Source organism: Sphaerospermopsis sp. LEGE 00249, from assembly GCF_014299995.1.
GTDB classification, from domain to species: domain Bacteria; phylum Cyanobacteriota; class Cyanobacteriia; order Cyanobacteriales; family Nostocaceae; genus Sphaerospermopsis; species Sphaerospermopsis kisseleviana.
Genome location: NZ_JACJUZ010000086.1, coordinates 1 through 19,749 on the forward strand (window position 1 = coordinate 1; position 19,749 = coordinate 19,749).

Here is a 19,749-nt window from a genome sequence, read left to right on the forward strand (position 1 = left end):
GACTGGTGACTGGTGACTGGTGACTGGGGACTGGTGACTGGGGACTGGGGACTGGTGACTGGTGACTGGTGACTGGTGACTGGTGACTGGGGACTGGTGACTGGGGACTGGGGACTGGTGACTGGTGACTGGGTAATCACTTTTATGTTTTTTAATCAGCTTCCCTATTCCCTATTCCCTATTCCCTATTCCCTATTCCCTATTCCCTATTCCCTATTCCCTATTCCCTATTCCCTATTTAGTATATGAATTACTGGTTAATGAAATCTGAACCTTCTGTCTATAGTATTCTTGATTTACAAACTCAAAAACAAACTATTTGGGATGGTGTGCGGAATTATCAAGCACGGAATTTTTTAAAGCAAATGCAAATAGGAGATTTGGCTTTTTTCTATCATTCTAATGCTGAACCTCCAGGAATTTTCGGTTTGATGAAAATAGTAGAAACTGGTATTGCTGATCCAACTCAATTTGATACTAATAGTAAATATTATGATCCTAAGTCTACTCCTGAATCTCCCCGGTGGTTAACTGTAAAGGTAGAGTTTGCCGAGGTATTTTCTCAACCGATTTTTTTATCTACACTTAAAGAAAAATTTACGGGAGATGAATTATTAGTAGTTAAAAAAGGTAATCGTTTATCAGTAATTTCTGTAGGAGAATCTGTAGCAAAAAATATTTTAGCCATGAATAATTAATTATGCAAAAAATAGTTTATAATTGAAGTACAACTAAATTGTTGTTAAGAAATTAGACCTTATACAGACAAAATTTTTAGGCAATATATAGGCATATAGGCAATATATTTTATGCTCAACGGACCACTACATGAACAACCGCGCAACCAAAGAGCTACAGTAATTCGTACCAGTAATGAATTTATACTGCTGGAATGGTTAAAATCAACTGGTCGTCTAATAGCGCGTGAACATATAGAATCTGACCTGACCAGTGACGTTGAAGAAGAAATTTCCGAGATTATCGACCTCGACGATCTGGCTTATGATAATGATGATGATACAGGTTTAGATTTGGAAGACTAGGTTTGTCATAAAATCACGCAAAGATACCAATAAACTTATTTGAGTCTTTTTTGAGTCTTTTTTGAGTCTTTGCGTTTACCCTGGGGATATCCTGACAGAAATTGCGTAAGCTTTTAATCTTTTTTTAATTTTTTTTTAATCTTTAATCAACTGCTGCAAAGCTGCAAATAAATCCTTTGTTAAATCACTCACACCTTTTCTAGCAGCTTGTTTATTTCCCTGACATTTTTCCCATCTTTCTGTTACGGAAATCGGTTCACCGACAGTAATCATCGCTTGTTTTAAACCTAAACGTGGTCTTCCTGGTAAAGTCGAATCTTTAATTCTCGACAACATATCAAACATTAATAAAGTTGTTTCTGCAAATCTATCAGCGGTTGGTTTTTCTTGAATATAATTAGCTGTCACCGCTACAAAACTTTCGGCTATTCTCATGTGTTGCATTCGCAAATCTGCTTCTTCTGCTACCCAGTCAGCCAGACCACGTTTAAAAGGTGGTAAACTATAAATATCCTCGATATCATCACGATAAATATAATTCCAACCTGCTTCTTCTAAGCGCCGACATCTATCAATAAAATTACCTTGTGCCGTCACATTAAAATATTCTTCAGCCACCTGTAAAGCTGTATCCATTAAATTTCCTAACCTATTAATTAAAACCTGATTAGGGTTAGCTGTTTCTTCACCAATAATTACTGGTAAATCTCGATGATAAAAACGCCGATAAAAGTCTTCCATTTCCGTAATTAAATATTCTGCTAAACGAAAAAGTCGCTGACATAAAATTTCTTCCCTATTCTTGCCAGTGTAACTAATTTCTGCCACTGGTAAACCACTATCAGCTTCTAATTTTGATATTAGCCATTCTATTTTTTCCCAAGGTGGGTTAACATAACTATATTTAATACCAATAGGAATAATAAAAACCGTTTCTGGGCGGTTAGCTTTTTGCAAATCTTCCACACACCAAAAACTTATTTGTGCTACACCAGGTTCTAAAGGACTGACTATTCCACTATGACCATTTGTACCACCTTCAGGAGCGATCGCAATAGGCATTTCTGCATTCACAAATAAATTTCTTACCATTTGAATCGCATTTCTATCTACTTTTCTTCCCCTACGAACTGGTACACCACCGCAGCGAGAAAATAACCATCCTAACCAATTTCCCGCCCATAAAGTCATGCCTCTTTCATACATAAAATGACTATGAACAGGATATTTTAAATCAATGCCTTTTTCCCGCGCTACCTTGGGAACAATGCGAGAAAGCAAATATAGCATTGTTAAAGGATCTTCAACTTCTGGATGACGAAAAGCAATTAAAAATCTAATTTTACCCTCTTGAAATTCATGATATAATTTAGCTAACACTTCGGCGTTTTCAGCTTCTATGTTCACAATACCAGCAGGTAGCCAAGGTCTAGTTCTCACCCGTAAAATAAAAGGGAGAAAAAAAGACATCACCTTGAGTACCAACGGTTGAAAATTTGGGGGAATAAATTTTAATGGTGGTTGGGTGGAATGAATAGATTTAGGCAACTTTTTCTCCTGTAGTGTGGTAAAACATAAAACAATATGAGTGAGTATTGCAAATAGTAATTTATCCAGGTTATGAAATAAACAAACCGCAAAGTACGCAAAGTACACAAAGGGAAGAGAATGGATAAGGGGTTTTTTATCCATGCTATGATTTTAGCAAAGTTGGATGCTCACAAATTATGTAAATAGAAAGCGAAGATCGCAATTATCATAATTTTATGTGATTATACAAATATGTAAAACTACAAAAAATAAAACTTCTGAAATTATCTGCGTTTATCTGCGTTCATCTGCGTTTCCTAAAAACTCAAAAATATGCACACAACCCCAGAACAAAAACAATTTGCACCCGCAACCCAACGCAACCGCGAACCCATTTTAGAGGTACTTCAACAAGTCTTACCCACAACAGGAACAATTTTAGAAATAGCCAGTGGTACAGGAGAACACGCGGTATTTTTTGCACCTCATCTAGCACCGCGAAAATGGCTACCTTCTGACCCAAACCCCCTGTTAAGAGACAGTATCACAGCTTGGATGGCAGAATGTAAAAGTGATTATATTTACCCACCTTTAGATATAGATGTACAGTTACCCGTCTGGCCAGTTGAGAAAGAAACATTTACAGACTCGCCAATAGTTGCTATAGTCAATATTAATATGATTCATATTTCCCCTTGGTCAGCTTGTTCAGGACTGATGGCCGGGGCTGGACGAATTTTACCGCCAGATGGTATCCTTTATTTATACGGACCTTATAAACAAAAGGGTCAACATACCGCACCCAGTAACGCTGCTTTTGATGAGTCTTTGCGATCGCAAAACCCAGCTTGGGGAGTGCGTAATTTAGAAGATGTGGTAGAAGCAGCAAAAGCTGAAAATTTGACATTGCAGAAAATTTACCAAATGCCAGCAAATAATTTATCAGTTGTCTTCCAAAAAACCTAGATGGAGGTTAGCGGACTCGAACCGCTGACATCCTGCTTGCAAAGCAGGCGCTCTACCAACTGAGCTAAACCCCCGTTTTTCAAGTCAAAATTCAAAATTAAACAAGTTCCTCTTTTTCAGAAACGAGTTAACTTTAAACTTAAAGTAAATAATATCCTATTATTCTTTTTTTGTAAACAGATGAACCCAGAAAATAACCAAGAAAATATTATAGTTGTAGCTGCGCTGTATAAATTTGTCAGTTTACCCGATGATCAAGAACTGCAAGCACCGCTGTTATCTTTTTGTCAGCAACAAGGCATCAAAGGCACAATTTTACTAGCCAAAGAAGGCATTAACGGGACTATAGCTGGTTCTCGTTTTGCGATTGATGCGGTTTTGGGGTTTCTGCGTAGTGATGCGCGGTTAGCAGACTTAGAACACAAAGAATCATACACCGACACACCGCCATTTGAAAAGATGAAAGTGCGGTTAAAACGCGAAATTGTTACATTAGGAATACCGGAAGTTGACCCAAATGAAAAGGTAGGAAACTACGTCACTCCAAAGGAATGGAATGATTTGATTTCTGATCCAGAAGTAACAGTAGTTGATACCCGTAATGATTATGAAGTTAGTATAGGAACTTTCAAAAGGGCAAAAAATCCCCAAACGCAGATTTTCCGAGATTTTCCTGAATATGTAAGTAAAAACTTAGACCCGAACAAACATAAAAAAGTTGCCTTATTCTGTACTGGTGGTATTCGCTGCGAAAAAGCCACATCTTATATGCTGGCTCAAGGTTTTGAGGAAGTTTATCATCTCAAAGGGGGTATTCTGAAATACTTAGAAGAAGTCCCCAAAGAAGAAAGTTTATGGGAAGGGGAATGTTTTGTATTTGATGAACGGGTTGCGGTGCGTCACGGATTGGAAGAGGGCAGTTATGAGTTATGCTTCTGTTGTGGACATCCCATTGCTGAGGCTGATAAAACTTCACCTAAGTATGAAGAAGGTATTTCTTGTCCTCACTGTTTTGATAGTTTGACGGAGGAAAAAAGAGCAAGACAGCAGGAGAAGTGGAAGCAATATAAGTTACAGAATTTTTAAAGCTCACACAGAGTCGCAGAGATAAAACCTCTTTCCTTTGCGTACTTTGCGGTTCGTTATTCATAAATTTTTTAAATCTCAAAAATCCAAAAATTTTTCAACTCTCTTTTTTTCGCAATAACAAGCCTCTATTCTCAATATTATTGATAATATTATCAGTAATTTTACGAAGATCGGTTATTTCAGCCATTGATATTGACATACTCTTTTTTTCTGGTATGATGTATATATAATCCAAGGGAGTTGTATGTCAAGCTTTAGTTGCTCTTGGATGTGAGTATTTTGTCAAATAATGTAATTTTTGTTCCGTTTACTGCAATTTTTCCCTCTTGAGTGAGTTTATAAAAAGCGCGAGAAAGAGTTTCAGGAACAGTACCTAATAAAGCAGCTAATTGGGTTTTGGGTAAGTCTAATTCGACAACGTTAATATTACCGTTTTTCTGACTTAATTTTAATAGATAATTGGTTAATCTTTCTGGAACTTCTTGGAAAGAAAGAGCATTAACCAAGTGGGTTAAATGCCTGAGATGTCGTGCAAAAGTTCCTAACATTGCTATTGCTAAAGTGGGGTGTTGTTGTAAAACCATGAAAAATGAAGTTCTGGGAATAAACACAACTTCCGAAATTTCTATTGCTGCTGCGGATGCGGGGAAGTTTCCCCCATCAAAAGCGGGAACTTCTGCAAAGTATTCTGATATTTCAAAGATGTGTAATATTTGTTCTTTACCGTGGTTTGCTACTTTAAATACTTTGATTTTACCAGATTTAACAATAAAAAGTCCCGTTGCTGCGTCTCCTTCCCAAAATAGGGTTTCGTTTTTTTTGTATGTTTGGAGAATAGCAATATTAGCAACTGCTTGGAGTTGTTCATCAATGATGTTTTCAAAGATGGGGGTTTGGTGGAGGAAGTTTTTGACTTCTAGGACTTTTTCAGTGAGGGACATAAGGATTATTCTCGTTCATGTTTTTATTATTGTAAAGCCAAATCAATTGAATACTTTAGTCTGTAGCACTTTAGTCTACAATAGCTTAGTATTTTTCTATGCAAACAAGTAAACTAGATCAAAAATTAGGATCAGAAATACAACGTCGTCGTTTAGAAAAAGGTTGGTCACAAGAGTATCTAGCAGAAGTTACAGGTCTACATAGAACTTATATTAGCCAACTAGAACGAGGATTAAAAAGCCCTTCTGTAAGAGTTTTAAGTCATATTACCAAGGCTTTAAATGTAACCATGGGTGAATTTTTGCATGCTGTAGAGGAATCGTTAAGTGTTGACAAATAATGAGATTGAGAGATTAAAACAAGCTATTATTGCTACAGTTGCATCCCCAGTAATTGGGTCAATAGAAGATTATGCTTGGGAAGCTATTTTTCATTATGTTAAAGATATTCCGTTAACAGATCCAGCTTTAGGACGCAGTAAACTTTTATATGATGCAGTTGATATTGTAACTAAAACAGGTTGGTCATTGAAATCTCTCCAACTTAGTAATTTAAAAATTGGCAGTACATTTTTCTTTGTGATTCAAAGAGCAGATATTATCAGTAAAGCTGATCAACTTGGGTTTCCTGGTTTGACAGAATTATCTCCACCAGAAGAACTAGGTGCAGCTATTATTCAACATTGGAATGAGAAATTAATCACAAATCAATCATTACAAGGAGTTGAAAATAGTTATGAAAGCATACTGCTGAAAACCATTAAAGGTAATGAATATGTTTATTGTGAATATCCTTTATATCCACTTGATCCAACTATTTTTAATTGGGCTTGGACAGTAAACAAGAAAACTGGTAAAAGTGGTGCAGGTTTACAAGGAAGTGTAGGAGATAACGTTGATTTAGTTTGGTATAAAAATCAAAAACAACTTTTTAAAGCGAGAATTATTCCAGAAGCAGCAGTGAGGATAAATATTCAAAGAACTCGTCTTAACCCAGAGAATTATGTTAAGAAAATTCTGGCAGCTTTAGAAATGCAAAACTCCTAAATATCACTCTATATAATACACTCAGCTATAGTTTTAGCTAATAATGGAGGTACAGATTCACCAATTTGAGAAGCCATTTCTGTATATGTTCCTAAAAAGTGAAAAGTATCTGGATAAGAATGAAGTCGGGCAGCTTCGCGTATGGTAATGGTTCTATTTTGTGTGGGATGAAAAAATCTTCCAGAACCCGGATGAAAAACCCATCTTGTAATTGTTTTTGCTGGTTGATCCCAATAAAGTCTGCCATAAGCACCGCTATAATGTTTTTTAGGTGCTAATTCTGGAGGTAAATTTCTGGCATCTTGTCCTTCTTTTAACAGTTTTACTCTTGACATTTGAATTGGGCTTAAAGCACGAGCGATATGGTTTGTAATTTTGGTGCTGTTGTGTCTGATTAAAGATTGATAAGTTGTTTGTGGTTCTGAAGGATATTTTTCTTCAGCATATTTTTCTCCGGCATTTAGTTCCGGTAAATCTCCAATAGCATCTTTAACAGTAACAAGGCTGGAATTAGATTTTAATAGATTAGTTTGGTAAGGGTATTTTTCATCTTTATGCTGACTCTGAATATCATTATGTGTAGGATGAGGCATGATAATTGAACGATCTAAACTAGCAATAAAAAAAGCTCTGGCTCTTGTTTGAGGAACTCCATAGTTAGCAGCATTCAAAGATGATGATATAACTTTATACCCCAATAATTCAAGTTGATTTGTAATTTGATATTTGAATAAACCTTTATATGCTGTCAAAATTTCAGGAACGTTTTCCATAATAACGTAAAGAGGTCTAAACTCTTGGACAAAAGCTAAGAAAGTTTTATATAATTGATTTCTTGGATCGTCCATATAACGATATTCAGCAGGTATATTCCTAGAAAATCCCTGACAAGGAGGACCGCCAATAATTGCGTTTAGTTCTTCTTTTCTTAAACCTAAATATTCACGCAGTTCTAAAGGATTAACTTCTCGAATATCTTGATGTATCACTTTAGTATTTGGGAAGTTATGTTGATAGGTAGCTAAAGCTTTTTTGTTGGTATCAATAGCACATAACGCTTCAAAGCCAGCTAGTTGAAAGCCTGTGCTTAAACCACCTGCGCCAGCGAATAAGTCAATAATTTTATTGTTCATTCTTGAATACTATAGTATTCGCCAATTAATGTCAAGTGGTTTGTATTTCAATAATTGTAGGACTTACGCAACTGGCATATTTCTCTGTTCGTAGTAAGCGATTTATCGCTTATTTTTGGCACTAAAGTGCCTACTACAGACTTAAATTTAGACTTTCCTTGTGACACTTGCGTAAGTCCTGAATTGTTGGTTAACGTCAACACAATCAAACAAAACTTTACCAAACTTTACCAAGACACTTGACTTAAATCAAGGCTATCCTCAATCGCAATCACTACACTGTAAGCATCAAGAGTTGAGGAACGAATTATGTTCTGTAACCAATGTGAACAAACCACCCGTGGAGATGTCTGTCATCAGTGGGGTGCGTGTGGTAAAAGTCCCGAAGTAGATGCTTTACAAGATTTATTAGTACATTGTTTACGCGGACTTTCCCAAATAGCATTACAAGCAAAATCTTTAGGTATTAATACTCGTGACACCGATGAGTTTACCTGTGAAATGCTATTTTCCACATTAACCAATGTGAATTTTACAACTTCTGATTTTATCGCTTTTGTGAATCGGGCGATCGCAGTTCGTGAAAGTCTCAAATTAAAAATTCAAGCATTGGGTAATAAAGTTGTTGTTTCAACTATCAATAGTTTTAACCCTGCAATTAGTTTAACAGATCAAATTCAACAAGGTAAAAATTTAGAATTTGAATTTATCAGTCAATCTGCAAATAACGTTGATATTTTCTCTCTCAAACTTACAGTATTATATGGTTTAAAAGGTTTAGCTGCTTACGCTTTCCATGCTTTAGAATTAAATCAGCATGATGAAAGTTTATATACATTCTGTCATGAAGTGTTGGCTAATTTAGATGACCAAGATAAAACTTTACAAGATTGGTTAAACTTAGCTTTAAAAGTTGGGGAAATGAACTTAAAAGCAATGCAGCTTTTAGACGCAGGAAATACTGAAACCTTTGGACATCCTACACCCACACCTGTAAATTTAGGACATATAAAAGGAAAAGCAATTCTCGTTTCTGGACATGATTTATTAGCATTAAAAGCTATTTTAGAAGCAACTGCAGGAACAGAAATTAAAGTTTACACTCATGGGGAATTATTACCAGCGCATGGTTATCCAAAATTAAAAGCAAAATACCCCCATCTTTATGGACATTATGGTACAGCATGGCAAAATCAAACCCATGAATTTGAACATTTTCCTGGTGCGATCGCCATGACTACCAATTGTCTTGTACCACCCCATGAAACTTACAAAAACAAAGTATTTACATTAGGTCCAGTGGGTTATCCTGGTTTACAACATTTGAGTATTTCTGATGTTTCACCCATCATTAATAAAGCCTTAGAACTACCAGGTTTTACAGATGAAGAAAACAAAGGAATAGTAACCACAGGTTTTGCCAGAAATGCAGTTTTAGGAGTTGCAGAAACAGTAATTGATGCTGTAAAATCAGGAGACATCAAACACTTCTTTTTAGTAGGTGGTTGTGATGGTGCAAAACCAGGCAGAAACTACTACAGCGACTTAGTAGAACAAGTTCCTAATGATTGTGTAGTCTTAACATTAGGTTGTGGAAAATTCCGCTTTTTTGATAAACAATTAGGTGATATTGGCGGTATTCCCAGATTATTAGATGTGGGACAATGTAATGATGCTTATTCAGCAATTCAAATTGCCGTAGCTTTAGCAAATGCCTTTGAAGTAGGAGTGAATGAACTACCATTATCAATGATAATATCATGGTATGAACAAAAGGCGATCGCCGTTTTACTAACCTTACTTCATTTAGGTATTCAAAATATTCGCATCGGTCTAACCCTTCCCGCATTCCTATCAGCAAACGTCATCAAACTACTATCAGAAACCTATCATTTACAACTCATCACCACACCAGAAAAAGACCTAGCAGAGTGTCTTAGTTAAACCTAGAAATAAAATAAAAATAAGCCCCCCTAAAAAAGGGGGGTTAGGGTGATATTTGATATTACCAATTACCTATTCTATCCTCATCCCAAACTTCTAACTTTAACTCTTGCAGATAACTTAAACCATTAGAAATTTGCGTTTCAGTTCCCTGTAAATCTAAATCAAACCAACCATCACTAATAGCATCCTGACCTAAAAAAGCAGCTTTGATATTGATAGTTAAACCATAATCAGAAACCAGACGAGAAATAACAGGTTCTTGATGATAATCCTTGGTAATTCTCACCCTAATTCTCTGACTTGTCAACAGATTTTTCTCACTCATAAAAACCCCCAAAAAATAAAATTAACACCCCAAAAACCCTCTTAAACCTCTTCTCTTCGTGTCCTTTGCGTACTTCGTGGTTCGTTCAAAACAACAACTTAATATTTAACGAACCGCAAAGAACGCAAAGAGCGCAAAGTAAGAATTATTCCACATCCTTAATACGAGTTTTCCTCTCCAAAACTTCCTTCACAACCAAAGTTACCACCGCCAAAAGTGCCAACAAAACCGCTGCCGAAAAAGCTGCTTCCGTCTCATATTGCTTATAGGCATCTTCCACAAACAAAGGCAAACTTTGGGTCTTACTCGCTATGTTTCCAGACACCACAGAAACTGCCCCAAATTCACCCATAGCTCTGGCATTTGTTAAAATTAAACCATAGAGTAAACCCCAACGAATACTAGGTAAAGTCACACGCCAAAAAGTTTGCCACTCATTTGCACCCAAAGTTTTCGCTGCTTCTTCCGGGTCTTTCCCAAACTCTTCCAAAACCGGAATAACTTCCCTAGCAACAAAAGGCATACTCACAAAAGAAGTAGCTAAAACCATTCCTGGAAAAGCAAAAATGATTTGAATATCATGACTTTGCAGCCAAGGACCAAACCAACCTTGTCTACCATAGAGTAAAACAATCATCAAACCTGCAACAACTGGAGAGATAGAAAAAGGCAGGTCTATGATACTCAAAACTATAGCACGACCAGGGAATTTATGGCGAGCGATCGCCCAAGCTGCACACAAACCAAAAACAGTATTGATAGGTATAGAAATCACCGCTAATAATAAAGTTAACCAAGCAGCATGGAGAAAGTCTATTCTGGCTAAGTTCTCAAAAAATGGTCCAATTCCCTTTTTAAAGGCTTGGTAAAAAACATTAATAGTTGGGATATACTGCACCAGAAATAAATAAGCAACAGCTATCCCAATTAAAACCCCTGGAACCCAACTTTGTTTTGGTTTACCTGTTGTCATATCTTCTTGCCCAAGCTTGTAATAAATTAATTGCTAAGAGTAAAACTAGAGAAATTGCCAATAAAACAACCCCTATCACCGTTGCACCTGAATAATCATATTGTTCTAAACGTTGGAAAATTAACACTGGTGCAATTAAATCTTGAAACGGTGTGTTAGAAGCAATAATTACCGTCGAACCATACTCACCCACTGCACGGGAAAAACCCAAAGCAATACCAGTTAAAATTGTGGGAAATAAAGGCGGTAAAATCACCTTTGTAAAAGTTGTCCACTGAGAAGCGCCCAAACTCCAAGCTACTTCTTCAAGTTCCTTTTCCATCTCTTGCAATACAGGTTGTACAGTCCTCACCACAAACGGCAAAGATATATAAATCATCGCTACACCTACACCTAAGCGAGTAAAAGAAACTTTTATACCTAAAGGTGCAAGTAAAGAACCTATCCAACCATTATCACTGTACACGGTAGCTAAAGTTAAACCTGCTACCGATGTCGGCAAAGCAAAGGGTAAATCTACGGTAGCATCAAAAATTCGCTTTAAAGGGAAATCGTACCGCACCAAAACCCAAGCAATCAATGTACCAAATATACCATTAACAGCAGCAGCCAAAAATGAAGTTACAAAAGTTACATTATAAGTTGCTAATGCTAATTCACTGGTAGCAATTTCCCAAAACTTTGCAGGTGGTTCTGTACTAGCTTTGAAAAACATAGCCGCAATAGGCAGAAACAACATGAAAGCTAGGTATAAAATTGTAATTCGCCAAGTCCAAGGTAGACGAATTACTTTATCTAAAAACACCTTGACAACAGAAGGTTTTTTCTCAGTTTGCAAACTTGTAGATACAGCCATAATTCAAACTTCAACAGTTTCAACAATTACCAATCACCAATTATCTTTTTTTAGCTTGAATTTGATCAAATAATGCCCCATCATCAAAAAACTTTTTCTGCACAGTATCCCAACCACCTAAATCTTCAACTGTACCCAAAGTTTTCACAGGGGGATATTTATCAGCAAATTCCTTAGTTTTAGCTACGGTTTCATCCACAGGACGAAAACCAACTTTAGCAAATTCTGTTTGCGCTTCAGGAGTAAATAGGTACTGAACAAAAGCCTCCACTACTTCCCTATTTCCATGTTTATCAACATTCTTATCCACAATCGCAACAGGATTATCAATAGAAACATTCACATCAGGAACCACATAATTTACCTTCACTCCCTTTTCTTGTGCCAAGACAATTTCATTTTCATAATTAATCAAAGCATCACCCTGACTTTGTTTAAAAAATGCGTCTGTAGCTTCACGTGCATCCCTAGTTAAAATAGGAACGTTATTGTAAACCTTGGTAACAAACTCTATCGCTTTAGCCTCATCGCCTCCAGTTTTAATTGCAGAGTTCCACAAAGCCACGAAATTCCAACGCGCCACACCAGATGTTTTCGGATCGGCAGTAATTACTTTTACACCATCTTTAGCTAAATCTGCCCAGGTTTTGATTCCTTTAGGATTACCTTCACGAGTCACTAAAGCAGCTACAGACTTAGAAACAATAGCATTATTAGGAGCTTCCTTTTCCCATCCTGGCTGAATTAAACCCGCTTTTTCAATTTTTTGGGTATCCAAAGCCAATGCTAAATGAACAATATCAGCCTCTAATCCATCAATAACAGCCCGTGTTTGCGAACCTGAACCGCCATAACTTTGTTTAAATGTCACCTTTTGTCCATGTTCTTTTTGCCATTTTTCCACAAACTTAGGAATTATCGCTTCGTGGGCTGTTTTCGTCACAGCAAAAGAGACTAGGGTAATTTCTACATCTTTCTTTTTAGCATCTGTAGAAGTTGGATTTTGAGTATTACTCTCATTCCCACTACTACAAGCAGCAAGTGCCACACTCAAAAATGCTCCTGCTAAAAACAGGGATAGAAAACTTTTTACCGATTTTATACGTAACCGTGGACGCTGCCACCAACTCATACTCTGTTCTCCTGGAAATCTGAATTGTGGATAAACTTCACTTTCACGATAGGGAATATGGGGATTGTAGCAGATTTGAGGGAAATATATTTTTGATCACCTCATGATCACATCAAAATAACTCCCAACTTTGGATATATTTATAACTTTATGTTATCAAACACGCATAATTTATTATAAAAATAAATACACGCTTTTTTCGATAGATATTTTGTACTTTATATCTTGATTTTCGCGATCGCATCTGATACGCTCTGTTTTTGTAAGCAAATTACAGTTAGTCTATCAAATTACCGTAGATTATTTGAATACCACAGGAACACCTTTTATGACATACAAATCCGAAAAATCAGCGAAACTCCTGCCTGTAAAAACAGCATCAACCGTCTTGTTAGCAATCAGTGTCAGTGCAACTACGGCATTTCCTGTATTTGCAAGAACTACAGCCCAAAATAAACAACTAATTAGTCAAAATACTCAAAAAGTAGAAATTACCTTGGTGACTTATGCAGTAACAAAAGCTGCTTACAGTAAAATCATTCCGCAGTTTGTAGCCAAATGGAAACGAGAAAAAGGTCAGGATGTCGTCATTCGCGAAAGTTATGGTGGTTCAGGTTCTCAAACCCGTGCTGTCATTGATGGTTTACCAGCCGATGTAGTAGCATTAGCCCTAGCCTTGGATACCAAAAAAATCGAACAAGCAGGTTTAATTAACCGTGGTTGGGAAAAAGAAGCGCCCAACAACTCAATAATTACCCGCTCAGTGGTAGCATTAGAAACACGTCCAGGTAATCCTAAAGGCATCAAAACCTGGAATGATTTAATCAAACCGGGAGTAAAAATAGTCACAGCTAACCCCAAGACATCTGGTGGTGCAAGGTGGAATTTTTTGGCTTTGTGGGGTGCAATAACACAAAACGGAGGCAACGAAACCCAAGCATTAAACTTTGTGCAACAAGTATTTAGAAATGTAGTAGTATTACCCAAAGATGCCAGAGAATCAAGTGACGCTTTTTTCAAAAAAAATCAAGGTGATGTACTAATCAACTATGAGAACGAAGTAATTTTAGCAGCACAACAAGGAAAAACAGATACATCTTATGTAGTACCTTCCACGAATATTTCCATTGAAGGACCTGTAGCAGTAGTTGATAAAAATGTAGATAAACGCGGTACTCGTGAAGTATCAGAAGCATTTGTCAAGTTTTTATTTACACCAGAAGCCCAGAGAGAATTTGCCAAAGTTGGTTTTAGACCAGTTAACCCAACTGTAACCAAAGAAGTACAAAATAAATTTCCCAGAATCAGCAAACTTTATACAGTCGGTACTTTAGGTGGTTGGGATGCTGTGCAGAAGAAATTTTTTGATGATGGTGCTATTTTTGATAAAATTCAATCTAGAAAGAGATAGGGAACAGGGAATAGGGAATAGGGAATAGGAAATAGAAGGCAAAAGGCAAAAGTTATATTCTTTCCTGAACTTCTGAACTCCTGAACTTCTGAACTCCTAAATTAGACTTCTCCGAAAAAGATGTAGGGACAATTCATGAATTGTCCCTACGAATGGGTTTCAGGTTATGCTTATGTCATTTTCGGAGATGTCTATTTAAAAAAATCTCTGCCAAAATCCCCACAATTTGATACCCTAGCTTAAACAGATTTGAGAAAAATGAAAGAGTGGAAATTCAACTTGGGCGGGGAAAAATGGCTCGCCGAGCCTACGGCATTGACGAAATAGCTTTAGTCCCCGGTAACAGAACATTAGATCCGAGTCTAGCGGATACAAAGTGGAAAATTGGTAATATTGAACGAGAAATACCCATTATTGCTAGTGCAATGGATGGTGTAGTAGATGTTGGTATGGCGGTGCGTCTATCCCAGTTAGGAGCTTTAGGAGTTCTTAACCTAGAGGGTATTCAAACGCGATATGATGACCCAAATCCGATATTAGATCGCATTGCTTCAGTGGGCAAAGATGAATTTGTGGGACTGATGCAAGAACTTTATGCCGAACCGATCAAGCCCAAACTCATTGAAAAACGTATTCAGGAAATTAAACAACAAGGCGGTATTGCGGCAGTTAGTGCAACACCAGTAGGAGCAAGCAAATATGGTGAAGTAGTAGCTAAAGCTGGGGCTGATTTATTTTTTATCCAAGCTACAGTAGTTTCTACAGATCACCTTTCTCCAGAGTCTATTAAACCTTTAGACTTAGCACAGTTTTGCCAGTCTATGCCTATTCCCGTAGTTTTGGGTAACTGCGTTACATATCAAGTCACCTTGCATTTAATGAAAGCAGGTGCATCCGCAGTGTTAGTAGGGATTGGACCCGGTGCAGCTTGTACATCCCGTGGGGTTTTAGGTGTGGGTATACCCCAAGCCACAGCAGTTGCCGACTGTGCCGCTGCCAGAGATGACTTTTATCAAGAAACGGGCAAATATGTACCTGTCATTGCCGATGGTGGTTTAATCACCGGTGGCGACATTTGTAAATGTATTGCTTGCGGTGCTGATGGCGTAATGATTGGTTCACCCTTTGCCAGAGCCGCAGAAGCCCCAGGACGGGGTTATCATTGGGGAATGGCAACTCCTAGCCCAGTGCTGCCCCGTGGTACTCGTATTCGTGTGGGTACAACTGGAACTCTAGAACAAATACTCAGAGGTCCAGCAGCATTAGATGATGGTACTCACAACCTGCTTGGCGCATTAAAAACCAGCATGGGTACATTAGGAGCAAAAGACCTAAAAGAAATGCAGCAAGTAGAAGTAGTTATTGCTCCCTCTCTGTTGACAGAAGGCAAAGTTTACCAAAAAGCCCAACAGTTGGGTATGGGTAAATAAATAGGTGATTGGTGATTGGTGACTGGTGACTGGTGACTGGGGACTGGTGACTGGGGACTGGGGACTGGTGACTGGTGACTGGTGACTGGGAAGACTAATATGTTACTTCCTATTCCCTGTCCCCTGTTCCCTGTTCCCTGTTCCCTCAAACAAAAATTTTTTCCCAGCAAACCTAAACAATCACTGGAAAAATCCCAACTGTAGCCTACAATAGAAATAGCGGAGACAAATGTTTCCGTTCACTCCTCACACCACACTCCGCCCGGACTACTGTTCGGGCGGTTCCTTATAATTATCCATAAATTCCATAGCTTCTTTGCAAATGTACATCCTTCACTCCCAAGCTGATGTTTTTGCTATGGTAGAATTTTCACTAAACTCATAAATATAATAGGCAAAGGTTGTTAGGAATGTCAGCAGCAGCACAAGTTACAGATTCTAGTTTTAAGCAGGAAGTGCTAGATAGCGAAGTACCCGTTTTAGTTGACTTCTGGGCTCCCTGGTGCGGTCCTTGTCGCATGGTGGCTCCTGTGGTTGAGGAAATCGCCAGTCAGTATGAAGGTCAAGTCAAAGTAGTGAAAGTTAATACTGATGAAAATCCTCAAGTTGCTAGTCAGTATGGCATCCGCAGCATTCCCACATTAATGATTTTTAAAGGTGGACAAAAAGTGGATATGGTAGTTGGTGCTGTGCCTAAAACTACATTATCTCAAACTTTGGAAAAACATCTTTAAACCTCAACTGCTTACAAATTTAATTGATTTGTCGTGTTTTAGGTAAATATTTGTTAATTGGTTTCTGAGGCGCAAAGTTTGCGTCTCCAGAAAACTTTCTGCACAACAAGCCAGACAATTTGCAATTGATGATTTTTGGGGAAACCGGAAAAATCTTGACCCTATGACCACCTAAATTATACAAACCCCTTTTGGGTAAATGTTTCCGCTTGCGGCAGCGTAGGTAGTTCACATAAAATATAATGCCATTGTTGTGGCAGTTCTCATGACCTCTCAAGAGTCCTTTGAAATACTAGAGTCCCTCCAAGCTGATATTGCTGAGTTAATAGATCGTCTACCGACCTTAAAACATCGGCAATTTATCCAGCAGGCACTTGCTACTATAGTTCGTTTAGCTGATAGTGAAATTGATCGTCTTGATTGGAAGATACTATCTGCGGCTTTAGCAGATATGGAAAGAGGCTTCCAACTCTTTTATGATTATCGACACACTCGCAAAGTTACTATCTTTGGTTCTGCTCGTTTAGCACCAGAAACCCCTGATTACCAAATGGCAGTTCAATTTGCTCGCGCTGTATCTCAACTAGGATTTATGGTGATGACAGGTGGTGGTGGTGGTATCATGCAAGCTGGCCAAGAAGGTGCAGGAAGAAACAATTCTTTTGGTTTAAATATTCAGTTACCTTTTGAGCAACAGGCTAACCCTTTTATTGAAGGTGATCCTAAACTCATTCACTTTAAATATTTCTTTACCCGCAAACTCTTTTTGCTCAAAGAAAGTGATGCTGTAGCTTTGTTTCCCGGTGGCTTTGGCACTCAAGATGAAGCTTTTGAATGTATGACATTAAGCCAAACAGGTAAATTCGGTCCTGTTCCTGTGGTTCTCATCGATCCTCCTGGTGGTGATTATTGGCACTCTTGGAGTAAATATATTGATGACCAATTGGTGGCAAAAGGTCTTGTGAGTCCAGAAGATCCTAGTCTGTACACAGTTACAGATAATCTAGAGGTGGCTTGCAATGCCATTACCCGTTTTTACCAAGTTTATCACTCCAGCCGCTACGTAGGTGATCTATTGGTGATTCGTCTCAGACACGAGTTATCAAATGAATTGGTGGAACAATTAAATACTGAATTTAAAGACATTCTGGTTCAAGGCAAAATTGAAAAAAGTCAGGTATTACCTCAAGAAGGTCAAGATGAAACCTCTGATTTACCCCGCCTTATTTTATACTTCAATCAAAGAGATTTGGGGCGTTTGTATCAGATGATTGCAGCGATTAATAAGTTAGGTATTCCTACCCCAGAGGAAACAGCCCATCCAGAAAGAAAGTAATTTGGTGATTGGTGATTGGTGATTGGTGATTGGGGACACTTCGACAAGCTCAGTGCATCGCTGGGGACTGGTGATTGGATAAAAATAACTAATAACTAATAACTAATGACTAATGACTAATAACTAATGATTGAGTTTTCCTGGTGGCAAGTTTTCCAGATAGTAAGCGCGTTGCATAAATGCGGGATGAATTGGCGTTTGAAACCGTTGAAAATTCGTTCTAAATTGGGCGAAATCATCCCATGATTCAGCAACGCCATAGTAAGAAGTGGAATTAAAAGGCATAATAGGCCAACACTGCAAACAATTATTAGATATCTGAAAAAAGATAGAGGAATTAAATATGCTGGAATTATTAGGTTCAGGTTTGGTTTCACTTTGGCTCGATATGGCTGGAGTCAAAATCCAACCTGTAAATGCTTTACAAGCATTGGCTTGGCAAAGTAGTCCTGGCTTTGTTATTGCACCTGATCCCAACCCAGCCGGAGCTATGACAGTACAGGAATATCTCAAGGAGTTGATGACTTCTAAGCTGGTAACGGAAAATCTGATCCAGCAACAGGGAGTTTGGTTGCAGTCGGGTCCGATGTTAATGGCTAATCACCAAGGTACAATTCCTCTACCCGCAGCATCTTTAACTAAGGTGGCCACTTCATTAGCAACTTTTAAAATTTTGGGACCAAACCATCAATTTGAAACTTTGATTAGTGCTACAGGTCCTATAGTTAATGGGGTAGTACAGGGTGATTTGGTGATTACTGCTGGTGGTGATCCGATGTTTGTCGGAGAGGAAGCGATCGCTGTTGGTAATGCTCTCAATAAAATCGGTATTAAGCAAGTCAAGGGAAATTTGGTAATTACTGGCAATTTTGCCATGAATTTCTATACTAATCCTACCGCAGCAGGTCAATTACTCAAACAAGCTTTAAACCACAAAAGTTGGAATCGTTCTGTAATTTACCAATATTCCCGAATGCCCAAGGGAACACCTAAACCCCAAGTAGTAATTAATGGTACGGTGCAGGTGACAGCACAACCTAACCCTAAACAAACTTTACTGGTACGTCATCTTTCTTTACCCCTACATCAACTCATTAAAGAGATGAATGTTTACAGTAACAACGACATAGCTGAGATGTTAGCTCAATCAGTGGGAGGGGCAAATGTAGTTAAATCTACTGCTGCTCAACTAGCTATGGTTCCACAGTCGGAAATTCAATTAATTAATGGTTCTGGTTTAGGAAGAGAAAATAAAATTTCCCCTAGAGCCGTCTGTGCTATGTTTATGGCACTACAACGCCAAGCATCCGCCCATAATTTGACCTTAGCTGATTTGTTCCCTACCTCTGGCTTTGATAATCGTGGCACAATGCAGTTTAGAAGTATGCCCTCGGCAACTGTGATGAAAACTGGAACTCTCAGCGATGTCAGTGCTTTAGCAGGAGTTTTACCCACACGCGATCGCGGTTTAGTCTGGTTTGCTATTATCAATCGCGGTTACAATGTCCCCAGTTTTCGCTCTGAACAAGATCAGCTTTTACAACATCTGGTGAAACAATTACAAGTATATACTGGTGTTCCTACAGCCCTGACTCCCCATTCACCTAAAAATTCTTTACCAAAATTAGGTGTACCCAGTCGTAATCAAATTGTTTATAGAAGTTAGTCATTGGTAATTGGTAATTGGTAATTGGTAATTGGTAATTGGTAATTGGTAATTGGTAATTGGTAATTGGTAATTGGGAAAAATAAAATTGATTACCCAGTCCCCAGTCCCCAGTCCCCAGTCCCCAGCGATGCACTGAGCTTGTCGAAGTGTCCCCAGTCCCCAGCGATGCACTGAGCTTGTCGAAGTG

General features: G+C 38.1%; 20 protein-coding genes, 1 tRNA gene and 2 pseudogenes. 12 read left to right on the forward strand and 11 right to left on the reverse strand.

What is annotated here, in order from left to right; all coding sequences use genetic code 11:
* Positions 1 to 245: 245 nt before the first annotated feature.
* Complete coding sequence (locus H5968_RS21720; RefSeq protein ID WP_137666199.1) at positions 246 to 698, forward strand: EVE domain-containing protein; 453 nt, start codon at positions 246 to 248, stop codon at positions 696 to 698.
* Between the two features lie 111 nt (positions 699 to 809).
* Positions 810 to 1,043 (forward strand): DUF3134 domain-containing protein, encoded by a 234-nt coding sequence (locus H5968_RS21725; RefSeq protein ID WP_096566699.1) that lies wholly within the window; start codon positions 810 to 812, stop codon positions 1,041 to 1,043.
* A gap of 135 nt (positions 1,044 to 1,178) precedes the next feature.
* Here H5968_RS21725 and H5968_RS21730 read toward each other — a convergent pair whose 3' ends face one another.
* Positions 1,179 to 2,591, reverse strand: coding sequence for a 1-acyl-sn-glycerol-3-phosphate acyltransferase (locus tag H5968_RS21730; protein WP_187041624.1), 1,413 nt, complete (start codon positions 2,589 to 2,591; stop codon positions 1,179 to 1,181).
* 315 nt (positions 2,592 to 2,906) lie between these two features.
* On the opposite strand from H5968_RS21730, the gene H5968_RS21735 reads away from it, so the two are divergent.
* A complete protein-coding gene (locus tag H5968_RS21735) occupies positions 2,907 to 3,539 on the forward strand; it encodes a class I SAM-dependent methyltransferase (RefSeq protein ID WP_187041625.1) in 633 nt (210 codons plus the stop codon).
* A gap of 1 nt (position 3,540) precedes the next feature.
* Here the strand turns inward: H5968_RS21735 and H5968_RS21740 are convergent.
* Positions 3,541 to 3,613: transfer RNA gene (locus H5968_RS21740), tRNA-Ala, on the reverse strand.
* Between the two features lie 106 nt (positions 3,614 to 3,719).
* Between H5968_RS21740 and H5968_RS21745 the strand changes: the two genes are divergently transcribed.
* Positions 3,720 to 4,625 (forward strand): rhodanese-related sulfurtransferase, encoded by a 906-nt coding sequence (locus H5968_RS21745; RefSeq protein ID WP_187041626.1) that lies wholly within the window; start codon positions 3,720 to 3,722, stop codon positions 4,623 to 4,625.
* Positions 4,626 to 4,882: 257 nt separating this feature from the next.
* Here H5968_RS21745 and H5968_RS21750 read toward each other — a convergent pair whose 3' ends face one another.
* Positions 4,883 to 5,569, reverse strand: a complete 687-nt coding sequence (locus H5968_RS21750; protein ID WP_187041627.1) for a Crp/Fnr family transcriptional regulator — start codon at positions 5,567 to 5,569, stop codon at positions 4,883 to 4,885.
* A 98-nt stretch (positions 5,570 to 5,667) separates the two neighbouring features.
* On the opposite strand from H5968_RS21750, the gene H5968_RS21755 reads away from it, so the two are divergent.
* Together H5968_RS21755 and H5968_RS21760 are read left to right on the forward strand one after the other, a co-directional pair.
* Entirely contained in the window at positions 5,668 to 5,910 is a 243-nt protein-coding gene (locus H5968_RS21755; RefSeq protein WP_187041628.1) for a helix-turn-helix domain-containing protein, read from the forward strand.
* Entirely contained in the window at positions 5,897 to 6,616 is a 720-nt protein-coding gene (locus tag H5968_RS21760; protein WP_187041629.1) for a hypothetical protein, read from the forward strand. Before H5968_RS21755 ends, H5968_RS21760 begins: the two co-directional genes overlap by 14 nt.
* 8 nt (positions 6,617 to 6,624) lie before the next feature.
* Here H5968_RS21760 and H5968_RS21765 read toward each other — a convergent pair whose 3' ends face one another.
* The gene (locus tag H5968_RS21765; protein WP_187041630.1) at positions 6,625 to 7,749 is read right to left on the reverse strand and encodes a DNA cytosine methyltransferase; all 1,125 of its coding nucleotides are present in this window, start codon (positions 7,747 to 7,749) and stop codon (positions 6,625 to 6,627) included.
* Positions 7,750 to 8,058: 309 nt separating this feature from the next.
* On the opposite strand from H5968_RS21765, the gene hcp reads away from it, so the two are divergent.
* Complete coding sequence (gene hcp / locus H5968_RS21770) at positions 8,059 to 9,693, forward strand: hydroxylamine reductase (protein ID WP_187041631.1); 1,635 nt, start codon at positions 8,059 to 8,061, stop codon at positions 9,691 to 9,693.
* A gap of 61 nt (positions 9,694 to 9,754) precedes the next feature.
* Here hcp and H5968_RS21775 read toward each other — a convergent pair whose 3' ends face one another.
* The 4 genes from H5968_RS21775 to H5968_RS21790 all read right to left on the reverse strand — a co-directional run bounded on the left by H5968_RS21775 (position 9,755) and on the right by H5968_RS21790 (position 12,982).
* On the reverse strand, positions 9,755 to 10,021 hold the full coding sequence (locus tag H5968_RS21775; protein ID WP_187041632.1) for an NIL domain-containing protein: 267 nt from the start codon (positions 10,019 to 10,021) through the stop codon (positions 9,755 to 9,757).
* Between the two features lie 145 nt (positions 10,022 to 10,166).
* A complete protein-coding gene (gene cysW / locus H5968_RS21780; protein ID WP_187041633.1) occupies positions 10,167 to 10,994 on the reverse strand; it encodes a sulfate ABC transporter permease subunit CysW in 828 nt (275 codons plus the stop codon).
* Positions 10,981 to 11,850: a sulfate ABC transporter permease subunit CysT gene (cysT, locus tag H5968_RS21785; protein WP_187041634.1), complete on the reverse strand. Its 870-nt coding sequence runs from the start codon at positions 11,848 to 11,850 to the stop codon at positions 10,981 to 10,983. The genes cysW and cysT overlap by 14 nt, the downstream gene beginning before the upstream one ends.
* Positions 11,851 to 11,890: 40 nt before the next feature.
* On the reverse strand, positions 11,891 to 12,982 hold the full coding sequence (locus tag H5968_RS21790; RefSeq protein ID WP_187041635.1) for a sulfate ABC transporter substrate-binding protein: 1,092 nt from the start codon (positions 12,980 to 12,982) through the stop codon (positions 11,891 to 11,893).
* A 328-nt stretch (positions 12,983 to 13,310) separates the two neighbouring features.
* Here H5968_RS21790 and H5968_RS21795 point away from each other — a divergent pair, with 328 nt between their 5' ends.
* Positions 13,311 to 14,393: a sulfate ABC transporter substrate-binding protein gene (locus H5968_RS21795; RefSeq protein ID WP_187041636.1), complete on the forward strand. Its 1,083-nt coding sequence runs from the start codon at positions 13,311 to 13,313 to the stop codon at positions 14,391 to 14,393.
* Positions 14,394 to 14,659: 266 nt separating this feature from the next.
* Positions 14,660 to 15,823 (forward strand): GuaB3 family IMP dehydrogenase-related protein, encoded by a 1,164-nt coding sequence (locus tag H5968_RS21800; RefSeq protein ID WP_187041637.1) that lies wholly within the window; start codon positions 14,660 to 14,662, stop codon positions 15,821 to 15,823.
* Here the strand turns inward: H5968_RS21800 and H5968_RS21805 are convergent.
* The gene (locus tag H5968_RS21805) at positions 15,787 to 15,972 is read right to left on the reverse strand and encodes a hypothetical protein (RefSeq protein WP_187041638.1); all 186 of its coding nucleotides are present in this window, start codon (positions 15,970 to 15,972) and stop codon (positions 15,787 to 15,789) included. The genes H5968_RS21800 and H5968_RS21805 overlap by 37 nt on opposite strands.
* A gap of 249 nt (positions 15,973 to 16,221) precedes the next feature.
* Between H5968_RS21805 and trxA the strand changes: the two are divergent.
* Positions 16,222 to 16,557, forward strand: a pseudogene (gene trxA, locus H5968_RS21810) (thioredoxin); the annotation flags it as partial.
* A 265-nt stretch (positions 16,558 to 16,822) separates the two neighbouring features.
* Complete coding sequence (locus H5968_RS21815) at positions 16,823 to 17,893, forward strand: LOG family protein (protein ID WP_187041640.1); 1,071 nt, start codon at positions 16,823 to 16,825, stop codon at positions 17,891 to 17,893.
* A 123-nt stretch (positions 17,894 to 18,016) separates the two neighbouring features.
* On the opposite strand, the gene H5968_RS21820 is transcribed toward H5968_RS21815, so the two are convergent.
* Entirely contained in the window at positions 18,017 to 18,178 is a 162-nt protein-coding gene (locus tag H5968_RS21820; RefSeq protein WP_187041641.1) for a hypothetical protein, read from the reverse strand.
* Between the two features lie 58 nt (positions 18,179 to 18,236).
* On the opposite strand from H5968_RS21820, the gene H5968_RS21825 reads away from it, so the two are divergent.
* A complete protein-coding gene (locus H5968_RS21825; RefSeq protein WP_187041642.1) occupies positions 18,237 to 19,559 on the forward strand; it encodes a D-alanyl-D-alanine carboxypeptidase in 1,323 nt (440 codons plus the stop codon).
* Here H5968_RS21825 and H5968_RS25265 read toward each other — a convergent pair.
* A pseudogene (locus H5968_RS25265) lies at positions 19,560 to 19,749 on the reverse strand (hypothetical protein); the annotation flags it as partial.